The sequence below is a fragment of the Mariniflexile sp. TRM1-10 genome (genome assembly GCF_003425985.1).
GTDB lineage: Bacteria > Bacteroidota > Bacteroidia > Flavobacteriales > Flavobacteriaceae > Mariniflexile.
Map to the genome: position 1 here is coordinate 1,253,890 of NZ_CP022985.1, position 21,489 is coordinate 1,275,378.

24 protein-coding genes and 1 tRNA gene are annotated in these 21,489 nt (G+C 31.9%); 5 read left to right on the forward strand and 20 right to left on the reverse strand.

The genetic code is table 11. From position 1 onward, the window contains the following. Window positions 1-76 precede the first annotated feature (76 nt). Window positions 77-1,177, forward strand: a complete 1,101-nt coding sequence (locus tag CJ739_RS05335; protein WP_117173153.1) for a DUF4407 domain-containing protein — start codon at window positions 77-79, stop codon at window positions 1,175-1,177. A gap of 7 nt (window positions 1,178-1,184) precedes the next feature. Here the strand turns inward: CJ739_RS05335 and CJ739_RS05340 are convergent, their stop codons facing one another. Beyond that, window positions 1,185-1,463, reverse strand: coding sequence for an STAS domain-containing protein (locus tag CJ739_RS05340; protein ID WP_117173155.1), 279 nt, complete (start codon window positions 1,461-1,463; stop codon window positions 1,185-1,187). A gap of 617 nt (window positions 1,464-2,080) precedes the next feature. On the opposite strand from CJ739_RS05340, the gene CJ739_RS05345 reads away from it, so the two are divergent. Next, window positions 2,081-2,512 carry a YybH family protein gene (locus tag CJ739_RS05345; RefSeq protein ID WP_117173157.1) on the forward strand — a complete coding sequence of 144 codons (432 nt, stop codon included), beginning with the start codon at window positions 2,081-2,083 and terminating at the stop codon, window positions 2,510-2,512. Here CJ739_RS05345 and CJ739_RS05350 read toward each other — a convergent pair. The 6 genes from CJ739_RS05350 to ruvC all read right to left on the reverse strand — a co-directional run bounded on the left by CJ739_RS05350 (window position 2,509) and on the right by ruvC (window position 7,259). Beyond that, entirely contained in the window at window positions 2,509-3,087 is a 579-nt protein-coding gene (locus CJ739_RS05350; protein ID WP_117178757.1) for a PhnA domain-containing protein, read from the reverse strand. The genes CJ739_RS05345 and CJ739_RS05350 overlap by 4 nt on opposite strands. A gap of 266 nt (window positions 3,088-3,353) precedes the next feature. Further along, entirely contained in the window at window positions 3,354-4,145 is a 792-nt protein-coding gene (locus tag CJ739_RS05355; RefSeq protein ID WP_117173159.1) for a hypothetical protein, read from the reverse strand. 158 nt (window positions 4,146-4,303) lie between these two features. Then, the gene (locus CJ739_RS05360; protein WP_117173161.1) at window positions 4,304-4,666 is read right to left on the reverse strand and encodes an MmcQ/YjbR family DNA-binding protein; all 363 of its coding nucleotides are present in this window, start codon (window positions 4,664-4,666) and stop codon (window positions 4,304-4,306) included. 11 nt (window positions 4,667-4,677) lie between these two features. Further along, window positions 4,678-5,424 carry a cyclase family protein gene (locus tag CJ739_RS05365; protein WP_205419392.1) on the reverse strand — a complete coding sequence of 249 codons (747 nt, stop codon included), beginning with the start codon at window positions 5,422-5,424 and terminating at the stop codon, window positions 4,678-4,680. Window positions 5,425-5,472: 48 nt separating this feature from the next. After that, a complete protein-coding gene (gene hemW, locus CJ739_RS05370) occupies window positions 5,473-6,669 on the reverse strand; it encodes a radical SAM family heme chaperone HemW (RefSeq protein ID WP_236951611.1) in 1,197 nt (398 codons plus the stop codon). Continuing rightward, a complete protein-coding gene (gene ruvC / locus CJ739_RS05375) occupies window positions 6,666-7,259 on the reverse strand; it encodes a crossover junction endodeoxyribonuclease RuvC (protein ID WP_117173163.1) in 594 nt (197 codons plus the stop codon). Before ruvC ends, hemW begins: the two co-directional genes overlap by 4 nt. Before the next feature lie 57 nt (window positions 7,260-7,316). Here ruvC and CJ739_RS05380 point away from each other — a divergent pair, with 57 nt between their 5' ends. Further along, window positions 7,317-8,285, forward strand: coding sequence for a lysylphosphatidylglycerol synthase domain-containing protein (locus CJ739_RS05380; protein ID WP_117178763.1), 969 nt, complete (start codon window positions 7,317-7,319; stop codon window positions 8,283-8,285). Beyond that, window positions 8,282-9,415, forward strand: a complete 1,134-nt coding sequence (locus CJ739_RS05385) for a glycosyltransferase family 2 protein (RefSeq protein WP_117173165.1) — start codon at window positions 8,282-8,284, stop codon at window positions 9,413-9,415. The genes CJ739_RS05380 and CJ739_RS05385 overlap by 4 nt, the downstream gene beginning before the upstream one ends. Before the next feature lie 29 nt (window positions 9,416-9,444). Here CJ739_RS05385 and CJ739_RS05390 read toward each other — a convergent pair whose 3' ends face one another. From CJ739_RS05390 to CJ739_RS05415, 7 genes are all read right to left on the reverse strand, one after another. Further along, window positions 9,445-9,921 (reverse strand): hypothetical protein, encoded by a 477-nt coding sequence (locus tag CJ739_RS05390; RefSeq protein WP_117173167.1) that lies wholly within the window; start codon window positions 9,919-9,921, stop codon window positions 9,445-9,447. Window positions 9,922-10,180: 259 nt separating this feature from the next. Then, on the reverse strand, window positions 10,181-11,812 hold the full coding sequence (locus CJ739_RS05395) for a M56 family metallopeptidase (RefSeq protein WP_117173169.1): 1,632 nt from the start codon (window positions 11,810-11,812) through the stop codon (window positions 10,181-10,183). Window positions 11,813-11,816: 4 nt separating this feature from the next. Then, window positions 11,817-12,176, reverse strand: coding sequence for a BlaI/MecI/CopY family transcriptional regulator (locus CJ739_RS05400; RefSeq protein WP_117173171.1), 360 nt, complete (start codon window positions 12,174-12,176; stop codon window positions 11,817-11,819). Between the two features lie 351 nt (window positions 12,177-12,527). Beyond that, on the reverse strand, window positions 12,528-13,202 hold the full coding sequence (locus CJ739_RS05405) for a helix-turn-helix domain-containing protein (protein ID WP_117173173.1): 675 nt from the start codon (window positions 13,200-13,202) through the stop codon (window positions 12,528-12,530). A gap of 8 nt (window positions 13,203-13,210) precedes the next feature. Then, window positions 13,211-15,049, reverse strand: a complete 1,839-nt coding sequence (locus tag CJ739_RS05410) for a tetratricopeptide repeat-containing sensor histidine kinase (protein WP_117173175.1) — start codon at window positions 15,047-15,049, stop codon at window positions 13,211-13,213. 107 nt (window positions 15,050-15,156) lie between these two features. Beyond that, the gene (locus CJ739_RS20280; protein ID WP_162880136.1) at window positions 15,157-15,303 is read right to left on the reverse strand and encodes a hypothetical protein; all 147 of its coding nucleotides are present in this window, start codon (window positions 15,301-15,303) and stop codon (window positions 15,157-15,159) included. A gap of 354 nt (window positions 15,304-15,657) precedes the next feature. Further along, window positions 15,658-16,662, reverse strand: a complete 1,005-nt coding sequence (locus CJ739_RS05415; protein WP_117173177.1) for a LacI family DNA-binding transcriptional regulator — start codon at window positions 16,660-16,662, stop codon at window positions 15,658-15,660. A gap of 168 nt (window positions 16,663-16,830) precedes the next feature. Here CJ739_RS05415 and CJ739_RS05420 point away from each other — a divergent pair, with 168 nt between their 5' ends. Further along, the gene (locus CJ739_RS05420) at window positions 16,831-17,631 is read left to right on the forward strand and encodes an HAD family hydrolase (protein ID WP_117173179.1); all 801 of its coding nucleotides are present in this window, start codon (window positions 16,831-16,833) and stop codon (window positions 17,629-17,631) included. Between the two features lie 122 nt (window positions 17,632-17,753). Here the strand turns inward: CJ739_RS05420 and CJ739_RS20285 are convergent, their stop codons facing one another. The 6 genes from CJ739_RS20285 to trxA form a co-directional block, all read right to left on the reverse strand. Beyond that, entirely contained in the window at window positions 17,754-17,894 is a 141-nt protein-coding gene (locus tag CJ739_RS20285) for a DUF5679 domain-containing protein (protein ID WP_162880137.1), read from the reverse strand. A 340-nt stretch (window positions 17,895-18,234) separates the two neighbouring features. Next, entirely contained in the window at window positions 18,235-18,666 is a 432-nt protein-coding gene (locus CJ739_RS05425; RefSeq protein WP_162880138.1) for a hypothetical protein, read from the reverse strand. A 301-nt stretch (window positions 18,667-18,967) separates the two neighbouring features. After that, window positions 18,968-19,041: transfer RNA gene (locus CJ739_RS05430), tRNA-Asp, on the reverse strand. Between the two features lie 80 nt (window positions 19,042-19,121). Continuing rightward, window positions 19,122-20,051, reverse strand: coding sequence for a DUF58 domain-containing protein (locus CJ739_RS05435; protein ID WP_117173183.1), 930 nt, complete (start codon window positions 20,049-20,051; stop codon window positions 19,122-19,124). Between the two features lie 120 nt (window positions 20,052-20,171). After that, entirely contained in the window at window positions 20,172-20,714 is a 543-nt protein-coding gene (locus CJ739_RS05440) for a ClpP family protease (protein WP_117173185.1), read from the reverse strand. Between the two features lie 301 nt (window positions 20,715-21,015). Next, complete coding sequence (gene trxA, locus CJ739_RS05445; RefSeq protein ID WP_117173187.1) at window positions 21,016-21,333, reverse strand: thioredoxin; 318 nt, start codon at window positions 21,331-21,333, stop codon at window positions 21,016-21,018. Between the last annotated feature and the right edge of the window lie 156 nt (window positions 21,334-21,489).

Genomic DNA, 21,489 nt, shown 5'->3' on the forward strand with positions numbered 1-21,489 from the left:
CTTTTTTTTTGATTTCATGTAACAAATTGACTGTCTTAACGTTCTAATAGACAATCATCAATCAAAATCAATCATCATGTTAAAGCAATTCTTCATTATTTGTTCAGGTTCTGACACCGATATTTTAAATCAATGCTCCAAAGGCGAACAAAACAAATATGCAGGCATTGGTGCTACGGTTTTTTTTACTGCACTAATGGCTTTTATTGCGGCTAGTTTTGCGCTCTACACCGTTTTCGATAATCTATATGCTTCCATATTTTTTGGACTCATTTGGGGGCTTCTTATTTTTAATCTAGATCGTTACATTGTTTCAACTATCAAAAAAACAGGTAATGTTATGGATGAGCTCATACAGGCGTCTCCAAGAATTATATTGGCTGTTATTATAGCCATCGTCATTTCAAAACCATTGGAACTTAAAATTTTTGAAAAAGAAATTGATCAAGTGTTGTTAGAACAAAAAAACGAATTAACACTTGCAAACCAAAACCAAATTGCAGAACAATTCAATCCAAACATTGAAAATTTAAACAAAAGTATTGCCACTTTACAACAACAAATCAGCACTAAAGAAGCCGAAGTAAATGCCCTTTACAATACATATATCGCAGAAGCAGAAGGAACCGCTGGCACTAAATTATTGGGTAAAGGCCCTGTTTACAAGGAAAAACGGGACAAACACGATGCCCTATTAGCCGAACTACAACAACTTAAAGAGGAAAACAAAGCAAAAATTGCCGTTACAGAATCCCAAATAGCAAAACTAAAAAATGATTACAAAGATCAAGTTACAACCACCCAACCCATTATTAATAATTTTGATGGTTTGATGGCACGTGTGAATGCCTTGAGTAAACTTCCCTGGATACCTTCATTCTTTATTTTCCTTTTGTTTTTAGCTATTGAAACATCACCCATATTCGCAAAGTTATTATCACCAAAAGGAGCTTACGATTTTAAATTGGAAGATGAAGAAACGGCCCTTAAAACCAATGTGCTTCAAAATAAAAACCAAAGAGAAGCCATGTTAAAAGCAGATTTTGCAATTAACGACCGTATTTATAAAGATTTAGAAAACGAAGACGAACTTTACACCTATAAGCGTACAAAAGCGAGGGAACTTATGCAGCTTCAGGCAGATGCCTTTTATAAACAACAGAAAAATATATTATAAGATAAATTTATGCAGCCATTTCCGTTTTAAAATGGTTGTATAAATCTTCACACCCTAAACCAATTATAGATAGGTTTTTATTTTTTGCAATGGCTTCTTTATGCAGTTCTGTTAATGCATTAACACCAAAACGATCCATACTATCAACATCTTCAATACTTATGATGAGCGCTTGTACTTTTTCAAAAATGTTTTTAAATGCACTTTGAAATACGCCTAAATTATCTTTGTTTAGTGTTCCTTTGATTTTAAAAAAATTATTGCAATTTGAAATTTTTAAATCCATAATAAGTTATTATAATATGATTAAACAATAAATTTGGGCTATTAATCTATGAGAATCTTTAGTAAATATATTATAACATTTAATTACTGTAGCATTTATTCGACCAATAGATTTTAACTTCAGATAAACAAAAAGTATATGTCAAATAAATCGATGAGTTGCACAGAACTCATCTTGACTTTTTCTATTTCCTAAAAAATGGCTAAAATTTATCCATATTTCGTTACTTTTTTTATGCGTAGCGATGCTATGCCCTGCAAAAAGCGCCTCATCTGCATAAATTTTATCTCATTTTCGGTTAAAAACAAAAAATCAAGATGAGTTCATACTTTAAAACCAAGTTTTCATTATTTTTACTCTTTTTGTTAAAAGCAATGTTAAAAAAACAATCATTTATTATGAAATCGCCGTGATTTGGAAATACAATTGATAATCATCGAACACCAATGAAGATTAAAGCGATTGCTTCGCCAGTTCGCTATCGCTCGTGTCCATATGACTGGAAGAATTATGAATTCAGAATTATGAATAAACAAATAGACGAATAACAATTAAACACAACCCTTAGAACCAGTATGAGTTCCCCCTTCGGGGGTTAGGGGGCTAAATATCTACATATGAATAAACTATTCCTTTTACTTTTTGTTTTATGCACATTTAACTCCTTTTCACAAACAACTGAAAAAGAAGATAAAGATGCAATTATGGCCGTTTTAAAAGCCCAAAGAATGGCTTGGTCTAAAAATAATATTGAGGGGTTTATGGAAGGTTACTGGAAAAGTGACTCTCTTAAGTTTTATGGTGTACATGGTATAACTTTTGGATGGGAAAACACCTTGGATCGCTATGAAAAAGGGTATCCTACCGAAGCCCATACCGGAAAATTAAGCTACAAAATAAATGATATTACCAAAATAAGTGACGATGCTTACTATGTCTTAGGTGAGTACCATTTAAAACGAGAAGTTGGGAATGCTGATGGTATTTTTATGCTTGTTTTTAAACGAATTGATGGGGAATGGAAAATTATAGCTAACACATCTTGCTAAATTTTTTTAACGTATTTAGTGATAATTACGATGTGCTGCCCATCTACTTTACCTTCAATGTATTCGGCATTTTCATGGTCTAATCGAATATTTCTAACGGCAGTTCCTTGTTTTGCCACCATACTAGACCCTTTAACCTTTAAATCCTTTACTAAAACTACCGAGTCTCCTGCTTCTAAAATAACCCCATTTACGTCACGATGAATTATTTTATTAGCTTCATCTTCATGTTCACCTGTTGCACGCGCTAAAGCCAAAGCTTCATCGTCTAAATACATCATATCCAACAAATCTTTAGGCCAACCTTCATTTCGTAACCTTTGAAGCATTCTCCAAGCCATAATTTGTACTGCAACAAACTCACTCCACATACTATCATTTAAACAGCGCCAATGGTTCACATCCATATCGACACGTTCTTCAATTTGATTTAAACAGGTGCTACATACCAACAAACTATTATCTACATTTTCGTTTAATGAAGGTGGAATGGTGTATTGTTTTAATTGATTGTTTGAAGCACAAAGCTCGCAGGTATTATGACTTCGCTCTTGTAATGTTTGCAGTACGCTCATTTTTGATTTATTATCTAGCAAAAATACATTTAAAATATAGCCACTACAAGAACATTTATGATAATAATTTAAAAAAAAGGATGTGTTTAGCATCCCTTTTAAAAAACCATATAGATCGCGCCTTGACTTTTTTGATTGAAGTGGAAAAGTCAACATGAGGTGTCTTTTTATCCTAAAGAAGCAATATAAAATGACGTTTAGTTTGTCTGACTAAGCTTGTCGAAGTCCTAATTTTAAAAAACGTCATTGGTACCACATAGAATAAATTACAATTTAACGACCCCGTAAATATAATCGCCATGGCTTTTAAAATATTTACCCATAGCTTTAGATTCTTCTTTTGTAAAAGCGGCTTTCATTAACTCTTGATTCTTTTTAAACATCTTATCCAAATCTCCTAAAGAATCTAAATAAAAAGCTTGTACAAAGTCTCTTTTATCAGAACCCCATACGTGCTGATTTGGATAATAAGCTTTTATATAATCATTTTTATTAATTACATCCGTAAGCATTCTATCCATAAACCCTTTAAGTTCTTCTTTAGTGCCGTCTTTTGGAAATGCGTGCTTATTTTTTCTTATATAAAGAATAGCATCTTCAGGCAATTCTGCTGAACTCATTTTTGCGTCAGGTAAAGTGGCGTAAATTTCATCCGAATGAAAATCTGCATAAGCTGAATTCATTTTCTTTAAAAATGCCTCTCTAGCAGTTTCATCTGGCCATGCTGCCTTCTCAAGTTCTACATTTCTTGCTGCTGCTTTTTCTATTGCTTCCCAGCTTGGATACGTTTGAGCATAAACGACTTCATTACTATCAGGTGTTAATAGATGTGTACAATATCCTGCCCACATAATATGCTCATTCTTTTTGGTTACTTTATCCATGTATTCTTTTTCAATAGCTTTCCAGTCATCCATTGACATATCACTATCACTATTCCAATACATGGTTGTTACGGAAATATACATGGGGTGTTTTTCTTCTTGTGAAAAAGAAAATGCACTACATAGCAAAAACATTGCTGCGATTGCGGTAAAAAATTGATTGGTTGTTTTCATAATCAGTTAAAAAATTAAAGTTAATATATAGTTTAGTTAAATACTACTTTAAGATTTTAGGGCGCACTCGATTATGCTACTGATAAATTTCGGGAAAAGGATATGAATTAAGTAAATATACAAAAAAGAACTGATTTGCAGAAACTTAAGCATTATATTTATGATAACGTATCTCTTAGTTTTTTTGGCATGCTTTTTACAACCATATCATAAGAATGATCGATAAGTTCTAATATGAATTTAGGAGGTAAGTCGCCGTCTTTAATAGAAACGGTATTCCAATGCTTTTTACTCATGTGGTAACCTGGTTGGATGCTGCTATATTCTGCCCGAAGTTCTTCGGCGTAATCGGGGTCACATTTAAGGTTGATGGCTTTTTCTCCAGACTCCCATTTTTTCAACCCGACTAAGGCAAATACTTTGCCCAATACTTTAAACACAAGCGTGTCTTCATCAAAAGGAAAATCTTCAGTAACACCTTTCTTTTTAATACAATATTCATGAAGTTGCTCTATGTTCATTTTAAAAGGTCTTATAGTATCTTGTACAAAACAGGTTTACTAGGTGTTGCGTCATTCTCAAAAGGCGCTATTTGAAGGTTTAACAGATAACTACCGTCTTCAATTTTATTGGAAACATAAATAAACTCGGTAATGGTACAATCTAATCTTTGCTTGCCATCAAAATCCCAAAAGGCTTTGTGTGCTAACAATATTCCGCCGTCCCGCTCTCTATCTACACTGGGTAAATCTATAAGCAGGTGTTTAATGCCTTTGTCGCGAATAAACACCATGGCTTCTTCGGTCATGTACGTCCAATTGGTATTTGAATAGTGACGCTTCTTCTTTTCTTTGGTATTTGGCATGGTTCTAATTACCAAAGCTTCAGGTGTTTTATCCTTCAGAAGTAATTCCATTTGTTTTTTCGAAATCACGGTATCTTTCATATATTTTTCCGCTGCTACCGAAATTAATTCAGCAGTAAAGAAAAACTGTTTTAGGTTTTTGTTTACAGAATGAAATTCTTTTGTAATATGCCCAACACATTCGGTATGCGTACCATGTGCATGCGGATTGAAATAAATATTATTAAAATTAACCGATGCGCCTTCCTTTAGACTACCAACCCAATCCCCATTTTTAACAGGCTCTATTCTAGGTTCATCCAAATACCAGGCATTCACGTTGTTTTTTGAAGCTTTTAGCGGAATAGAAATATCAAGCGGTTTAGATAAATCTATTTGATAGGTGTTTGATTGATATTTTATGGTTGCTTTCATTATTTTTTTTCTTATGACCCCTATCAAAGTTTGAAACCCTGATAGAAATTAACTTAAATTCAACATAAATAAATCGGAGGCAATACCATCACTCAAAAATTTCCCTTTTTTAGTGACCAGTAGTTTGCCTTCATCAAGATACAATAAATGTTCTAAAATATGTTTTTCTGCTTGTTCCAAGAGATAAATTTTATAGTTTTCACCAAAATCTCGCTCCACTTTTTCTAAAGAAACACCCCAAAGGGTTCGTAAACCCGTCATAACGTACTCGTTATATTTATCGGTTATTGACAGAATTTCGATTTCGATAGGAAGTATGCTTTGCTCTATAGCTTTAATATATTTTGAATTGTTTTGCACATTCCAACCCCGTTCATTTCCGTTAAATGAATGCGCTGAAGGTCCAATGCCTAAATATGGTTTTCCCTGCCAATACGCCGAATTATTTTTACTGAAATAATTGGGTTTGCCAAAGTTTGATAGTTCATAATGCACAAAACCTGAAGCTTCCAGTTTTTCAATTAATATATGAAACTGTTGTTGTGCTAAATCATCATCAACATTTTTAACAAGCCCTTTTTTAATAAACGTATCTAAAGCTGTTTTAGGCTCTACGGTTAAGGCATAACTTGAAATATGCGGGATGTCAAAACTTAAAACAGTTTCTATGTTTTTTATCCAGTTTTCGTTAGTCAAACCTGGAATTCCGTAAATTAAATCTATTGAAATATTCTTAAAATATTTTGTTGCTTCTTGCAAACAATTTTTTGCTTCTTCGGCATTGTGAGCACGATTCATAAGCTTTAAATCAGCTTCAAAGAATGATTGGATACCGATAGAAAGACGGTTTATCCCAACACTTTTATACTCTTCAAAAATAGTTTTCGACTGCGCTCGAATAGACACTAAATCATCTGGATTGGCTTCTAAAGTAATTTCTGGATTCTCAGCTACGCTGTAATTTTTATATACTTCATCAATCAACAATCGTAATTCGTCAATCGTCAATAATGATGGCGTGCCGCCTCCAAAATAAATGGTTTCAACGGTTGTGTTTTTAAATTCGTCTTTTCGTAATTGCAACTCTTTAACCAATGCGTTTACCAATTCGCTTTTCTTTTTCAGAGAGGTAGAAAAATGAAAATCGCAATAGTGACAAGCTTGTTTGCAAAAAGGGATATGTATGTAGATACCTAATTCCCCTCCAAACCTCTCCAAAAGGGAGGAACCCATACTCGAACTCATTTCTTTGCACTTTTTATTCCTCCTTTGGGATTTAGGGGAATTTTTACTCGACTTTCATTTTGCTTAACAAAACTTGCCCATCCCGAATAACTTTTACCAATTTCCACTTTACCTTCATTATAAAAATGGCAAACTGCTGCCGCCAAACCATCGGTGGCATCTAGATTTTTGGGTAACGTTTTAAGATTTAGTAGACTTTGAAGCATTTTTGCTACTTGCTCTTTACTGGCATTTCCGTTACCGGTTATCGCCATCTTTATTTTTTTTGGTGAATATTCGGTAATTGGGACTTCCCTACTCAAACCCGCAGCCATAGCCACACCTTGTGCTCGACCAAGCTTTAACATACTCTGTACATTCTTTCCAAAAAAAGGTGCTTCAATGGCAATTTCGTCGGGGTGATGCGTATCTATTAGTTCTATGGTACGTTCAAAAATGAGTTTTAGCTTTAGGTAATGGTCATCATACTTTTTTAAATCGAGTTCATTAAGTTGCAAAAAAGTCATGGTTTTACCTACCACCTTAATGAGTCCGAACCCCATAATGGTAGTCCCAGGGTCAATCCCTAAAATAATTTTTTCTTTGCCCATTAATGCGTCCTATTTGATATGATAACAGAATATTGGTTTAATTTGCAGCTTGAGTTTATGATTTACACGTTGCCATACAAAACTAAACAATTCTTTTTTGTGCTTATTAAAATAAGTACTGTTGTTGCCGCATTTTATTTTATACATCAAAAATTAACCAATAACAACGTTTTAGAATTCTATACTTTTATTGGTTTTTTGAATAAAAATGGTATTTTTTCATTAAAAACCATCATTTTTTTAGCGGTTTTAACTGGTTTTAACTGGTTTTTCGAAATTTTGAAATGGCAAAAATTAGTATCTCCTACCAAAAAAATCACTCTTAAAAATGCCTCCGAACAAAGTTTAGGCGCCTTAACCGCATCCTTGCTTACACCAAACAGAATTGGTGAATATGGTGCCAAAGCCATTTATTATACTAAAGATTTCAGAAAATGCATACTGCTAATCAATCTACTTAGCAATCTTTTACAAATGGGGGTTACTACCATTTTAGGGGTTATTGGATTTAGCTTTTTTGTGTCGAAATACCATATAGCATTAGCTTATCCGAAGCTATTCCAATTCATACTAATTATAGCATTTAGTACCGCTTTGGTGATTTTTATATTACGCAAAACCAAGTTAAGCATCAAAGGGTTTTCATTAGAAAAAATGAAGACATTCATTTTAAAATACCCGAAGAAACTTATAGCTATTGGGTTTTGCTTATCGTTGCTACGGTATCTTATATTTTCATTTCAATTTTACTATTTACTCACTATTTTCGGAATCCACATCTCCTATCTGCATGCTATGAGTATCATCACCTCCATGTATTTATTGGCATCTATAATACCTTCTATTTTTGTCTTTGATGTCCTTATAAAAGGAAGTGTTGCAGTTTACTTATTTAGCTTTGTTGGGGTAAATGCTTTTACCGTTTTATGCATTGTTACCCTGATGTGGATTTTTAATTTTGTATTTCCAAGCATTTTGGGAAGCTATTTTGTATTGAATTTTAAATTTCCTGAAGACGACTTATGACTATAATTAGCATTACCATTACTATACTTTATTTGCTTATTATAGGAAGTTTTGCTTTTGGATTTGACAAAGTAAAACTTTTTAAACTTGAAAACTCACCTTCTAAAACTAAGTTTTCGGTAATTGTTCCTTTTAGAAACGAAGCCAAAAATTTACCGAGTCTAATAAAAACCATTCAATTATTACAATACCCCAAAGAATTATTTGAAGTTATTTTTGTTGATGATGCTTCGGAAGACTCTTCCGAAAAAACCATAAGAGACCTATTAAAAGATTTCGACTGCGCCCAACTGGATACTTCAATCATTCATAATGAACGAAAAACAAATTCGCCAAAAAAGGATGCTATTTCTACGGCCATTAAGCATGCCAAATACGAATGGATTATCACTACCGACGCCGATTGCATATTACCAAGTTATTGGCTTGAGAGTTTTGATGAATACATTCAAAAAACACGAGCGAATTGCATTGCTGCACCAGTGACTTATCTTGAAAAAGGCGATTTTTTAAATCGGTTTCAATTACTCGATATGTTAAGTCTACAAGGTGCCACCATTGGTGGTTTTGGCATTAACAAACCGTTTTTATGCAATGGCGCTAACTTTGCTTATAAGAAGGAATTATTTAATGAATTACATGGTTTTGAAGGCAATACCAACACAGCAAGTGGCGACGATATTTTTCTACTTGAAAAAGCTTTAAAAAAACACCCTAAACAACTTCATTATTTAAAATGCGACCATGCTATAGTAAAAACCCAAGCGCAACCAACGTGGGAAACATTACTATCACAACGTGTGCGTTGGGCTGCAAAAACCAGTACGTACAACAACTGGGTTGGTAAATGTACGGGGTTGATTGTTTTGCTTATGAATGCGCTTATTATTACATTACTCATGCTCACCATTTTCAGCATTTTTAATTTGACTATTTTTATATACCTAGTCATTATAAAATTCAACATCGATTTCTTTTTAATTTATAAATCGGCATTATTTTTTAACCAAAAAGGTATATTAAAAAGCTTTATTGTTGGGTTTTTAGTGTATCCTTTTTTTAGTGTTTATGTTGCTTTTATTTCGATATTTTCTAGCTATAAGTGGAAAGGGCGCACTTTTAAAAAATAATGTTATACCATTTCAAAGCTTAAATGGTATTAATTTGCGTGAATAATAATAGGTAATTTAAATTCGGTTTTAACTTGCTGCCCCCTTTTTATAGCAGGAAACACCTTAGGTAAGGAATCCAAACTACAATAAATTAAATCTTCAATATGAGGTATTTCTTTAACTATTAGGCTATCTGCTTCAATATCTAAAAGTGATAAAACACCCATTTCAGACACTTGGAATTTTAAATGTATAGTATCGGTAACATCTTGGGTTACAACAATGGGTTTACTTTGAAGATATTCTAAAATATGATTTGTTAAAACCTCCGTAAAACAAGCAGTTTTCTCATTTTTGGTTTCTATAGAATAACAAACAGAAAAGGTAGGATATACATCTACATCATTCCAATTAAACGTTTGCAACTCTTCATCCAAAATAGCTTTGGGTGTTGTTTTTTTTGCATTGAAATACTCGCAAGACGTAAGCGCTAAAACTAATATAAAAACATAAATTTGTTTCATAGATTATAACTGAAGCCGAAAAGTACAATTTTTTTGGCTTTTATATAAAGAACTCATCTTGACTTTTTCTATTTCCTAAAAAATGGATAAAATTCGTCCATATGTCGTTTCTTTTTTTATGCTTAGCTCTGCTAAGCCTTTCAAAAAGTGCCTTATCTGTACAAATTTTATCTCATTTTCGGTTAAAAACAAAAAGTCAAGATGAGTTCATACAAAAAAACCGAAGCTTTAACTTCGGTTTTTCCCTGATTTATTCAAATTATTCTTTTTTGTCCTGAGGGTTATCGTCCTGCTCCTGAAAAATTATTGGCAAAGAGTAAGGTACAATTACTTTTTTGCCTTTATGTTCGCCTGGAATCATTTTAGGCAACGTTTTAATAACTCGAATGGCTTCAGCTTCTAATGCAGAGTGTGGTGCCCTAGAACGCACATCTACAATATGACCTTCTTTATCAATTTTAAAAATGACATTAATACGTTGAGTCCCAACTAAGCCATTTTCTTTTCCAATTTTGGTGTTGAAATTTTTGCTTACATGGTCTAGAATACCTTTTACCATACATGCTTTTCGCTCGTCATTTGTTTCTAATGAGTCACAACTTGGAAATACAGGAACTTGGTCTATAACGCTAAAAGGAATTTCAACGCTTTCCAATTCATTTGCAAAAAATGGATCGTCAAAAGCACCGTCTGTAGTTAATATCAACAGTGATTTTATGGCTTTTTCATCTTCTGAAGTAATATGTCCTTGAGTTTGTATTTGATTAAACAATTCCACAATTATTTCCATAAGTTGGGTTTTGTTTTTCTGATTAGCATACACTTTTACGTTATTTACTAATTCCGGGTTTAAAGAATCATCTTTTACTATTTTCATAAGGAATTTTAATCCTTTATCTTCTTCGTCACTAACATTACCTTGAACTTGTATTTGTCGTTTTATTGCCCAAACCAATTCTGAGATCGGACTGTTTTTATTTAATGCAACATCAGTATTATTTGTCTGTTGTGCGTTTAAATTTTGAATAGATGACGTGTACACCAACATTCCAAATACCATTGGAATTAATACAGTGTACTTGAATAAATGAACTTGTTTTGATTTTGATTTTTGTAACATAACGATTCGTTTTTTGATTAATGATTGTTTAAAAAATGGATTGATGAATGATATATTTTTAGTTTCGAAAACTTGTGTCAATAGGTTTTTATAGTAGGTTGATTTATCTTCATTTTTAACCGCTTTTGCATCGGCTATAAACTCATGAAGCGTCATCATTCTATTTTGATACATATACACTAAAGGGTTAAACCAAAATAGAATACGCAGCACTTCAAAAAACAATAAATCTAGCGTGTGTTTTTCCTTTACATGAACGATTTCATGTTTTAAAATAGATGCTCTTTCATTGTCGTTTAAATATTCGCCCAAAAAAATATAGTGAAAAAATGAAAAAGCGGCGTTACTGTTTTGCAGTTTCACAATGAATAACTTCCCATGTTTACTTTTAGGATTTCTAGCTAGCATCCAAAACATTTTTGAAATTTTAAAAGCAAAACCAAGTATTGCTAACAGCATGCCCAAATACAAAATGGTTTCCCACTCGAACAATGGTTTTGACTCGGTTATTAATGTCTCTAACTGTAAATTCGTTTGATTATTTTGCGTTGCATTACCAATAAGAACTTCCGGAAGATTTATTATAAACTTTTGAGGCACGACCTCTTTAAATCCGTCAATTTTAATAAACGGAATAATTACCGAAATTAACGCTGAACCCATTAAATAAACCCTGTTCCAATTAAAAAAGGTCTCACGTTTTAAAAGCACATCATAAATGAGTAAAAAAACCAATTGAAATGCAGCGACTTGTATAATATAATGTACCATTTCCCTACTCTTTTTTATTAATTTCCTTTAAAACAGATTCTAATTCTTTTAGGCTGATATCATTCTTTTTCATAAAAAAAGAAACCATGCTTTTAAAAGACCCTTGAAAATAGTTATCCACTAGCTTATTTATAGATTGGTTACTATAATCTTGCTTAACTACTAATGGAAAATATACATGTCCTTTTCCTTCTTTCTCATAGTCAACAAACCCCTTGTTTTCTAATATTCTAACAATGGTTGAAACTGTATTATAGGCTGGTTTGGGCTCGGGAAACTCTTCTATTATAGTTTTTACATTCGCTTTTTTTAGTTTCCAAAGTATTTGCATAATATCCTCTTCTGCTTTTGTAAGTTGTTTCATTTTTAAGAATTTTTAAACTAAACAATTAGTTGAATAAAACAAATATAACTAAAAAACTAGTTAAAACTAAACTTTTAGTTAAAAACTTATATAAAAGAAGAAACCCTATGGGTCTCTCACATCCATAGGGTTTATGTAAATTGCTATTATCAACAAAAAAATTGAGGGATTATTAATTTTTTGAAGTGTTGACGTGATAAATATACGAATTACATCTTTTTTCTAGCTGCGGGAAACCCGTAATGATGTTACGGGTTATGTGTAGATTTCAAGTATAGCAGGCTAATTGAGAGCAAAAAAAAATGAAAAAAAATTCATTTATTTTTACCACATAAGAAACAGCTTACATTATTACGCAAATCCTTTATTCTTTGCTGCGTTCACAAGTGTTTCATCCTGTCCATCACGTACCTCAAAAATTTCTCGTAATTGCTTTTTTCGTTTTTCAACTGCACTTAAAGAAATATCTAAGTGCAATGCCAAATTTTTTGTTTTCACACCTTGCGATAATAAGTGAAGTATTTTTCTGTTTTTTTCATCAATTACAATATCGCTTGTTATAGCTTTTCTTATAAAACTATTAACCGTACCACTATAAAATGGCGGATTGTTTAGTACTGCTTGAAAAGCACTGGCAAGCTCGCTGGAAGTTAAATCACTTTTAATTAAGAATCCTTCCGGATCTATGGTTTTGATAATATTATGAATTCTAAACGATTCATTAAACATGGTTAAGATTATAATCTTTGATTTAGGCAAAACCTTACGGGCATATAGCGCCAAATCTTCACCTGAAGTCATTAACCCATCTGTGGATGGTGGCAAACTAATATCAACAAACAACACCTGATAAGGATTTCCATTTTCTACGGATTTATCCATAAACGCAATGGCTTCGTCACAATTATTTGCAATATCTATTACTAATTCCTGTGTTTCCTTTTTTGTAAAAAGCAATGTGTTTTGGTAACCTTCAATAATCATTGGGTGGTCATCAATCATTAATATTTTAATTTTTTGATTCATAAATTTAGTTAGGTTATTGGGACTTGTATGGTTACGGTTGTTCCTGTTCCTTTTTTTGATGTTATATCCATAACACCTTTTATTTCTTTAATTCTAGAATTCATGTTTTTTAAGCCTATGCCAGATTTAGCTTTACCAACATCAAATCCAGAACCATTATCAATTAGGGTTAGCCAAATTACATTTTTTTTCAATTTAAAACTAATATCTACTTGAGTTGCACCGGCATGTTTATAAATATTGTGCAACGATTCCTGAATAATTCTATAAATATGAATCTTCTTTTTATTGGAAACCTCGTCCCAATTAATAATACTGTCATGTTCTAAATTATACGTCAAATTATAAACTATTGCCTGTGTTTCTACCAATGTTTCAATGATACCTATAAACCCAGGACCAGAAACAAAATCGGTATTTAACTCGTGCGATACTTTTCTAATATCTTCTTCTATCGTTTTAAGCTCACTTATATATTGGTTTCTAGCTTTTATAGCTTCAATGCTAGTACTCATATTTAGGCTATCTAAACTCAAGCGGGTTCCAAATAGACGTCCTAAAACACCATCATGCAGTTCTTCTGAAATACGTTTTTTCTCTAAAGCTCTTGCTTCTTCAACCTTTTCATTTTGGGAAAGCATTAAATTATAAATTTCTTCATTTGTTGCTTGTTGCTCTTGTATAAATTGCAATTCTTTATTTTTATTCCTTTGTCTAATTACAAGGTATAATAAGAACGATGCAATAACTATAACAACCGAAATTATCAAAAACCACAACCGTTCTTTTGCTATTTGAATATTTTCTTGTTCAATTTGACTGGTTTCAAAACGGATTCTAGCAAATTTATTTCTTATAGTACGTTCATGTTTTTGCAAACTATCATTTAGTTTTATATAAGACTTTAAATGTTTGGCAGCTACCTCACCTTCTTCAATTTTTGAAAGTAATAAAAGTGATTTTAATAAATCGTCGTTATGGTACTTCTCAGAAATATCTTTAGCTACATAGGCATAGTATTTGGCTAACTCTTTATTGCCTTTGTCGTTATAATACTCGGCTAAATGTTGGTTAATAATTATAGAGTTATATCCCCTATAATTTACACTATCGCTAATTTTTAATGCCCTAAGATACAACTTTGGAAGCTGTGTATGCTTTTTTGATAAATACAAGGCATGTGCATAATTGTCTAGTACCAAAGCATAAAAATCTGGACGTTCTTTAATTAAGTTTCTGTCTTCCAAAATTTGTTCATAATACTTAATAGCTACATTAAATTGTAAAGAATTTTTATAAGTATTAGCGAGATTGTTTTTAGTAGCATCTATAATATACTGATTATCTCCTTTTATTTTTTTTTTTAACTCGATTGACTTATTAAAATATTTTATTGACTCCTCATATTGCTCCAATTCTTTAAAAACAATCCCTAAATTATTATAAACGAATGATTTGCCTGTAATAACTTCGTCTGTTTCTTTTAATTGTTCAAATAATGATAATGATTCAATACTAGTAACCTCGCTACCAATGAAATCTTTTTCATTTTTTTGAATAGCTGCAATGCCATATAACGTTAATGCCAGTTCATATTTTGAATTTAGCTGTCTAAATATTTTTTCAGCATTATGATAATAATAAAAGGCACTATCGGTTAAAGGTGTCGATTTTCTATAATATTCTGCAATGGTATATTGATTTCTAGCAACTGAAGAAGAGTCTTGCTCTTTGGCATTTAATACAAATCGCTTTAATGAATCAATCTTTTTAAAATCTTCACTTTGTTGACTAAAGGAATAATTTAAAAAAAGTATAACTATAATATGAAAGAAATTAAATTTCAATAAAAGGAATTATTTCAGATTCACTCAAAAGTATTTATAATTTCTTTATAAAAAAAGCTCTTTACCCTAGGTAAAAAGCTTTTATATAAACTAATAATAAATTTTATTTAGTTATCAACATCTCCTCCTATATAAATTGGAGTTTCTGTTTCTGGAGTTACTAACACATCGTCTTCGTTTAAGTCTTGTTTAGTACAAGAAGTTAATGATGCAAAAAGTACTGCTACAATTAAGGTAATTTTTAGGGCTTTCATATATTTGATTTTAAGGTTAATTATTTTTTCTCTAAATTTTTAAATAATACTTTAATCAAGACTTTGATATCAAAATCTTTGTTAGAGGGAAAAAATGGATAATTAACTTAAAATCGAATGCACACAAAAGCACACAGATTTTTTAATACTATTTTCTTGAGGGGTTTTTGACTTTACAGTCAAATAAAATGGATTAATTTTTCTTAAATAGCAAGAGGGGATTTTGGGTGCTTTTAAGTACTGCTAAATTAGTATAAACAGCATTAGTAAGAGAAATAAAATCGATTAAATGAATATTTTTATCGACAAACAGACTAAGTGTGTTTTTATTTATGTATATTCAATGCAAAAATCCTACAAAGTGGAGTTGTTTTTTACTAGGGTTGTTTTTACAATTTTTGTTTTAACATCTATATCTTCCGATTTATTTTGAAGTCTATTTATTAGTAATTGTGCAGCACTGGCACCAATTTCTTTGGCATGTTGTCTTATAGATGTTAATTTAGGAATTGTATGGCAAGCATCTGATTTACTGGCAAAACCAATGACCGACATATCTTTAGGCACTTTTAATCCCAATTTAACTGCGGTATTTATAGCTATAATTCCAGAAGCACTATCGGCAGCTACAACACCATCAATGGTTGTATTCTTTTTGAAAAATGTTATTATTTTTTTTTGCTGATCGTCTTTCTTCTTTATCTTTAAAACCAAAGGTTCATAAGTATTATTTTCTAAAATGGCTTTTTTATAACCTCGTTCACGCAATTTACCTACACTTAGACCATCTAATGTACTTATGAATACAATATTTTTCCGTTTTTCCAATAATAGGCTTTTGGTTGCATTATATGTGGCGTCAAAATCGTCTACTATAACCTTATCACATAATACATCATGAGCCACCCTATCAAACATGACAATAGGCAAACCCTGACCAATAGTTTTTCTTAAATGCTCTATTTCATTTTTTACCTGAGTTTCTTCTGACAGCGATAAAATAAATCCATCAACGCTACCATTTGCCAATAACCTAAGGCTCTCTTTTTCCTGCTCGAAAGATTCGTTAGAGATACAAGTAATAATGTTGTAACCATACTTAGTCGCTTCTCTTTCAATACCAAAAAGCACTTTAGCTAAAAAATGGTTTAGTATATCTGGAATGATAACCCCAATGGTTTTGGTTTTATTTTGCTTTAAACTTAAAGCTACTTTATTGGGTTTATAATTATACAATTCGGCAAGCTCTTTTACACGCTTAATGGTTTCTTCACCAATTTCTTCACTATTGTTTAATGCTTTAGAAACCGTAGATATAGAAACATTTAACTCTTTTGCTAATTGTTTTAAGGTAACCATACTTGTTAATGTGTAAATTAAATTTATTGCAATTTACAAAAATACACGTATCAAAATAGCGGATAGAATTTAACATGACTAATTTTCATTAATAAATGAATCAGATTAGCATTTATCTAACATGTATTAAGTTTTAGAATAGTATTTTTGTAAACATAATCTATTCTAATGAATTTTTCAAAAGTAAAACTAGTAGTTTCAGACATGGATGGCACGCTGCTAAATCCTAACCATGAAGTAAGCCCACGATTCCTCAATCAATTTAACGAACTGAAAAAGAGAAACATTCATTTTGTGGCCGCTAGTGGACGCCAATACCAAAGTATTCTGGATAAACTATATACCATAAAAGATGATATTTCAATTATTGCCGAAAATGGCGGTATGATAAAATACGATAATAAAGAACATATTTTATTAAAGCTAGCAACAGAAAATATTATTAAGTCCGTTGAAATCTTACGCCAAATAGATGGTGCTTATATTGTTTTATGTGGAAGGAAATCGGCATACATAGAAACTTCAAACCCTGATTTTGTTTCAAAACTCAGTAAATATTATTCTGAATTTCAAGTTGTTGAAGATTTAACCAAAGTTACCGATGATGATTTTCTAAAAATAGCGGTTTTTCATTTTGAAAGCTCTGAAAAAAATATACTACCTCATCTAACCACCTTAAAAAGCGACATGCAGATTATTGTTTCCGGTCAAAACTGGTTAGATATTTCGCATGCTGATGCAAATAAAGGCTATGCTTTAAGTATTCTTCAAAAAAAATTAGGGGTAACTAAAGAAGAAACAATGGTTTTTGGCGATTATAACAACGATTTACAAATGCTAGAACTTGCTCATTTTAGTTATGCCATGGAAAACGCCCATACCGAAGTAAAAAAAACAGCTCGTTTTCAAACCAAAAGTAATTCCGAAGAAGGTGTTGAATTAATCCTTGAAAGACTTATTACTGGTTAAATATTATTTTAGTGAAAAATACTAAAAAAACCTAATCAATAAAGCTTATTTACGCTTAAAGCAAAAACAGGCTTAGTTAAGTTTAACTAAGCCTGTTTTTGCTTTTTAGACGTATAAGATTACTATTTACCTAAAATTCTAAACATACCAGTACCACAACTTGGGCATTTACCCTTCATTGCTTTTCTACCATTTTTCATAGTAACTTCGGCAGCATCTTTTATCTCTTTTTTGTCTTTACATTTTACACAGTATCCTTCCATGATTTATTGAATTTTATTTTTATTAAAAATTAATTTTTATAAATGTAGGTTTTATTCTAAGTGCGTGCAAATAAAAAATAAATATTATTAGGTTTTTATGTTAAAATTTGTGCTTAAAAGGCGATTTTTTAAAAACATCCCCATTTAAAACCGCTATTTTCTTAGTATTGTCATAAAAATTCGAAGGTAAATAAATAGCTTTAAACAAAAAAGCATCCCAATCTTCTATAAAAAAAGAAAGCTTTCCATTGGATACAATTGAAAATATTCAATTTCACTACATTTTTAAGGTTTTAAAACCCTCCAAAAACAATACAGCTAATCTTCATTCAATTGGCGTTTACTTATTCTTATGTTTTTTTCCTTTGCTTTTGCCTTTTCTTGTGCTTGTGCTATTTTTTAACTGGTGAAACTCTGCAGAACCTGGTTTTATGCCAAGCTGTTTAGCTATAACACCCCAGCCCTTAGATTTATTTTTTTTATAAACAGTTAAAACTTCGTCCAAAGGAACCTTTGATATCCTAGAAATTTCTAAGGATAAATATATTTCACCGAAAGCCATGCGTAAATTGGTACTCATATAATCAAGTTTCTTTTCTGAGACATTATAAGATAATCTCATGTCTCTTCTAAAAGCGCTTAAATCTGTACGGGCATGCGTGTTTATTATATTTAGATCAGTATCTAATTGTACATTTCCAGTATTAAAGGATATCTGAGCTGAAACTAAATAAAAATTGAATGTAAAAATGAATAAAAATAGGTGCTTCATGGGGTTATGATTTGGGTTAATAGAATCTAATGTACGATTATATTTTAATTTTGGTTTAGGTCTCGAACTATATTTGTCATAAGGCTTTTGGAATTTCACAATTAGCATAAGTTACACCCCATATAAAACAAAAAAGCATCCCCATCTTCAACTAAGAAAAAAGGAAAGCTTCTCATTGGTTTAGTGCCCAACTTGATTGGGTACCTCTACCTTTAGCAAACACGAGGTGTTTACTAACAACACAACTTCTTTTAAGTGCCAAAAAAAGCCCTAATCCCTTAGAGCTTTTTAGCAATTTTAGCGGTCTGGACGGGACTCGAACCCGCGACCTTCGCCGTGACAGGGCGACATTCTAACCAACTGAACTACCAGACCGTTGCTTTATTGCGGTTGCAAATATACATGCCTTTTTTAATATCTCAAATCTTTTTTGAAGTTTTTTTACAACATTTTTTCTAAACAAACTTTTTTCGTTCTACCATGTATGTTGTCAAGATGTTATTAAAATCTTTATTTACATCAGCCTCCACATATTTTATCTTGTATTGTAGACATTTAAGCTTTAAAGCATCAAAATAAGTACCCACAGCACGATTATAATTTTCTTTAATACTATCGGCATATAAATTAATATACTCGCCTGTCTCAACATCAATAAAACGTTTGGGCTTGTTATCGAAATCAAATTGTAATTCTTTCTCTTTATCAAACACATGAAACAAAATCACCTCATGCTTATTATATTTTAAATGCCGCAGCGCTTCAAACAACTTGGTTTCATCTTCACTTGTTTGGAACATATCTGTAAACAAAAAAATCATGGAACGCTTATGAATCTTCTCTGCTATTTCATGCAAATACTTATATGTTTCCGTTTGCTTACTTTTGGTTTTTGAAACAACTGCTTCACTTAAATGGTTCAATAACATTTGATGATGGCGCTCACTTCCTTTTTCGGGTGCATAATAATCATACGCATCACTATAAATACTTAAACCAACTGCATCCCGCTGTTTTTTTAAAATCTGCATTAACGAAGCGGCAGCCAAAACCGAAAACGCAATTTTATTAAGATTCTCAATAGAAAACGTTTGTACCTCAGGATAATGCATCGAACTGCTATTGTCTATAATGATATGACAACGTAAATTGGTTTCATCGTCATACCGCTTGGTATAAAGTTTCTCGGTTTTTGCAAATAACTTCCAATCTATGTGACGTGTGCTTTCTCCTTTGTTGTAAATTTTGTGTTCAGCAAATTCTGCCGAAAATCCATGAAACGGACTTTTATGCATACCGGCAATAAACCCCTCCACTACCTGTTTTGCTAGTAATTCGAGGTTTTTAAAACCTTCTGCTTTATTTAGTTCGTTTTGTATATCCATTTTTTTGAGTCAAGACCACTTCGCTTTTGGAACAGTGAATAAAGATTTAATAGTCGCTTAGTATCGATACGCCATTTTAATTATTATAAGCAACAGCGTTACTAGTCTATTTTCTTTATTCTAAATAACAGCATCAACAATGCCATATTCAACCGATTCTTGAGCTCCCATCCAATGATCCCTGTTAAAATCTTTCATCACTTTTTCAAAAGTCTGACCACAATTATCGGCTAATATTTGCGCACTTAACTCTTTAGTTAAAATAATTTCCTTTGCTGTAATTTCAATATCACTGGCTGGACCACGCGCACCACCACTTGGTTGATGAATCATGACACGTGCATGTGGTTGTATAAAACGTTTTCCTTTTTGTCCAGCCGAAAGAATTATAGACCCCATAGATGCAGCAAAACCTGTACAAATGGTAGATACTTCGCTGTTTATGGATTTAATGCAATCGTAAATTGCAAAACCTGATGTTACATAACCACCTGGGCTGTTTACGTACAAATGGATATCCTTTGTTTCTAAAGCATCTAAATATAGCAATCTATCTATAACGTGCTTTGCAGACTCATCATCTACTTGCCCCCATAAAAACACTTTTCGCTGCTCTATTAATTTCCTATCAATAACATCTTGAACTTTTATTTTATCACTCATTTTTATTTAATTTTTAACTTATAACTCATCTAAACTTTTCACAATTGGCTAAAAAATTGTCCTTTTGCACTCGCTTTTAGCCTTTTCTTCGTTCCGTAGCTTTTCCAACGCGACAAGCTGGCTCCTTCTCTAAAAAGGTTTACTAAACCTTTTCTTTACGCTCGGCCCTAACTCAAAAAAGTCTTCAATCGAACACAAAATAACTAATTTTCGCTTCAATTAAAAAAGTTTAAACGAGTTCTAAAATAAAAAAAGGTTTACCATTATGGCAAACCTTTTTAGTTTTCTTTTTTTATATCTATTACAAAAGCGAATCAATCGCCTCAGTATAAGCGTTCTTTGGCGCTACACCAACTTGACGTCCAACGACTTCGCCGTTCTGAAAAACCAAAACAGTAGGTATGTTACGCACGCCATATTTTGCAGCAAATTCTTGGTTTGCATCTACATCAACCTTTCCAACAACCGCTTTCCCTTCGTATTCTTCACTTATTTGTTCAATAATTGGCCCAACCATTCTACATGGTCCACACCAAGCAGCCCAAAAATCTACCAATACAGGTTTACTGCTTTTTAATACTGTTTCCTCAAACGTTGCATCTGTTATTTCTAATGCCATAATATTTATCTTTAAATTCGTATTCTATTTTAACAACACAAAATTAGTCAAAATTTTCACTAAAGCTTACAAGGTAACAATTTGTTTTCTTTATACTAACATTGTTTTGCACTATCATAGATGTTTGGTCGCATAAAACTAGGGATCGGTTGTACC

What these genes read in the sequence shown, in the direction of transcription:
- CJ739_RS20285 (WP_162880137.1), bottom strand. Translation starts at nt 17,894, where the DNA reads ATGGAAGGATACTGTGTAAAATGTAAAGACAAAAAAGAGATAAAAGAT.
- CJ739_RS20280 (WP_162880136.1), bottom strand. Translation starts at nt 15,303, where the DNA reads ATGAAAGCCCTAAAAATTACCTTAATTGTAGCAGTACTTTTTGCATCA.
- CJ739_RS05335 (WP_117173153.1), top strand. Translation starts at nt 77, where the DNA reads ATGTTAAAGCAATTCTTCATTATTTGTTCAGGTTCTGACACCGATATT.
- CJ739_RS05395 (WP_117173169.1), bottom strand. Translation starts at nt 11,812, where the DNA reads ATGGTACATTATATTATACAAGTCGCTGCATTTCAATTGGTTTTTTTA.
- CJ739_RS05440 (WP_117173185.1), bottom strand. Translation starts at nt 20,714, where the DNA reads ATGAGTGATAAAATAAAAGTTCAAGATGTTATTGATAGGAAATTAATA.
- CJ739_RS05420 (WP_117173179.1), top strand. Translation starts at nt 16,831, where the DNA reads ATGAATTTTTCAAAAGTAAAACTAGTAGTTTCAGACATGGATGGCACG.
- CJ739_RS05365 (WP_205419392.1), bottom strand. Translation starts at nt 5,424, where the DNA reads ATGAAAGCAACCATAAAATATCAATCAAACACCTATCAAATAGATTTA.
- CJ739_RS05415 (WP_117173177.1), bottom strand. Translation starts at nt 16,662, where the DNA reads ATGGTTACCTTAAAACAATTAGCAAAAGAGTTAAATGTTTCTATATCT.
- trxA (WP_117173187.1), bottom strand. Translation starts at nt 21,333, where the DNA reads ATGGCATTAGAAATAACAGATGCAACGTTTGAGGAAACAGTATTAAAA.
- CJ739_RS05340 (WP_117173155.1), bottom strand. Translation starts at nt 1,463, where the DNA reads ATGGATTTAAAAATTTCAAATTGCAATAATTTTTTTAAAATCAAAGGA.
- CJ739_RS05405 (WP_117173173.1), bottom strand. Translation starts at nt 13,202, where the DNA reads ATGAATCAAAAAATTAAAATATTAATGATTGATGACCACCCAATGATT.
- CJ739_RS05380 (WP_117178763.1), top strand. Translation starts at nt 7,317, where the DNA reads ATGATTTACACGTTGCCATACAAAACTAAACAATTCTTTTTTGTGCTT.
- CJ739_RS05355 (WP_117173159.1), bottom strand. Translation starts at nt 4,145, where the DNA reads ATGAAAACAACCAATCAATTTTTTACCGCAATCGCAGCAATGTTTTTG.
- CJ739_RS05400 (WP_117173171.1), bottom strand. Translation starts at nt 12,176, where the DNA reads ATGAAACAACTTACAAAAGCAGAAGAGGATATTATGCAAATACTTTGG.
- hemW (WP_236951611.1), bottom strand. Translation starts at nt 6,669, where the DNA reads ATGAGTTCGAGTATGGGTTCCTCCCTTTTGGAGAGGTTTGGAGGGGAA.
- CJ739_RS05390 (WP_117173167.1), bottom strand. Translation starts at nt 9,921, where the DNA reads ATGAAACAAATTTATGTTTTTATATTAGTTTTAGCGCTTACGTCTTGC.
- CJ739_RS05385 (WP_117173165.1), top strand. Translation starts at nt 8,282, where the DNA reads ATGACTATAATTAGCATTACCATTACTATACTTTATTTGCTTATTATA.
- CJ739_RS05345 (WP_117173157.1), top strand. Translation starts at nt 2,081, where the DNA reads ATGAATAAACTATTCCTTTTACTTTTTGTTTTATGCACATTTAACTCC.
- CJ739_RS05350 (WP_117178757.1), bottom strand. Translation starts at nt 3,087, where the DNA reads ATGAGCGTACTGCAAACATTACAAGAGCGAAGTCATAATACCTGCGAG.
- ruvC (WP_117173163.1), bottom strand. Translation starts at nt 7,259, where the DNA reads ATGGGCAAAGAAAAAATTATTTTAGGGATTGACCCTGGGACTACCATT.
- CJ739_RS05435 (WP_117173183.1), bottom strand. Translation starts at nt 20,051, where the DNA reads ATGGATATACAAAACGAACTAAATAAAGCAGAAGGTTTTAAAAACCTC.
- CJ739_RS05425 (WP_162880138.1), bottom strand. Translation starts at nt 18,666, where the DNA reads ATGAAGCACCTATTTTTATTCATTTTTACATTCAATTTTTATTTAGTT.
- CJ739_RS05360 (WP_117173161.1), bottom strand. Translation starts at nt 4,666, where the DNA reads ATGAACATAGAGCAACTTCATGAATATTGTATTAAAAAGAAAGGTGTT.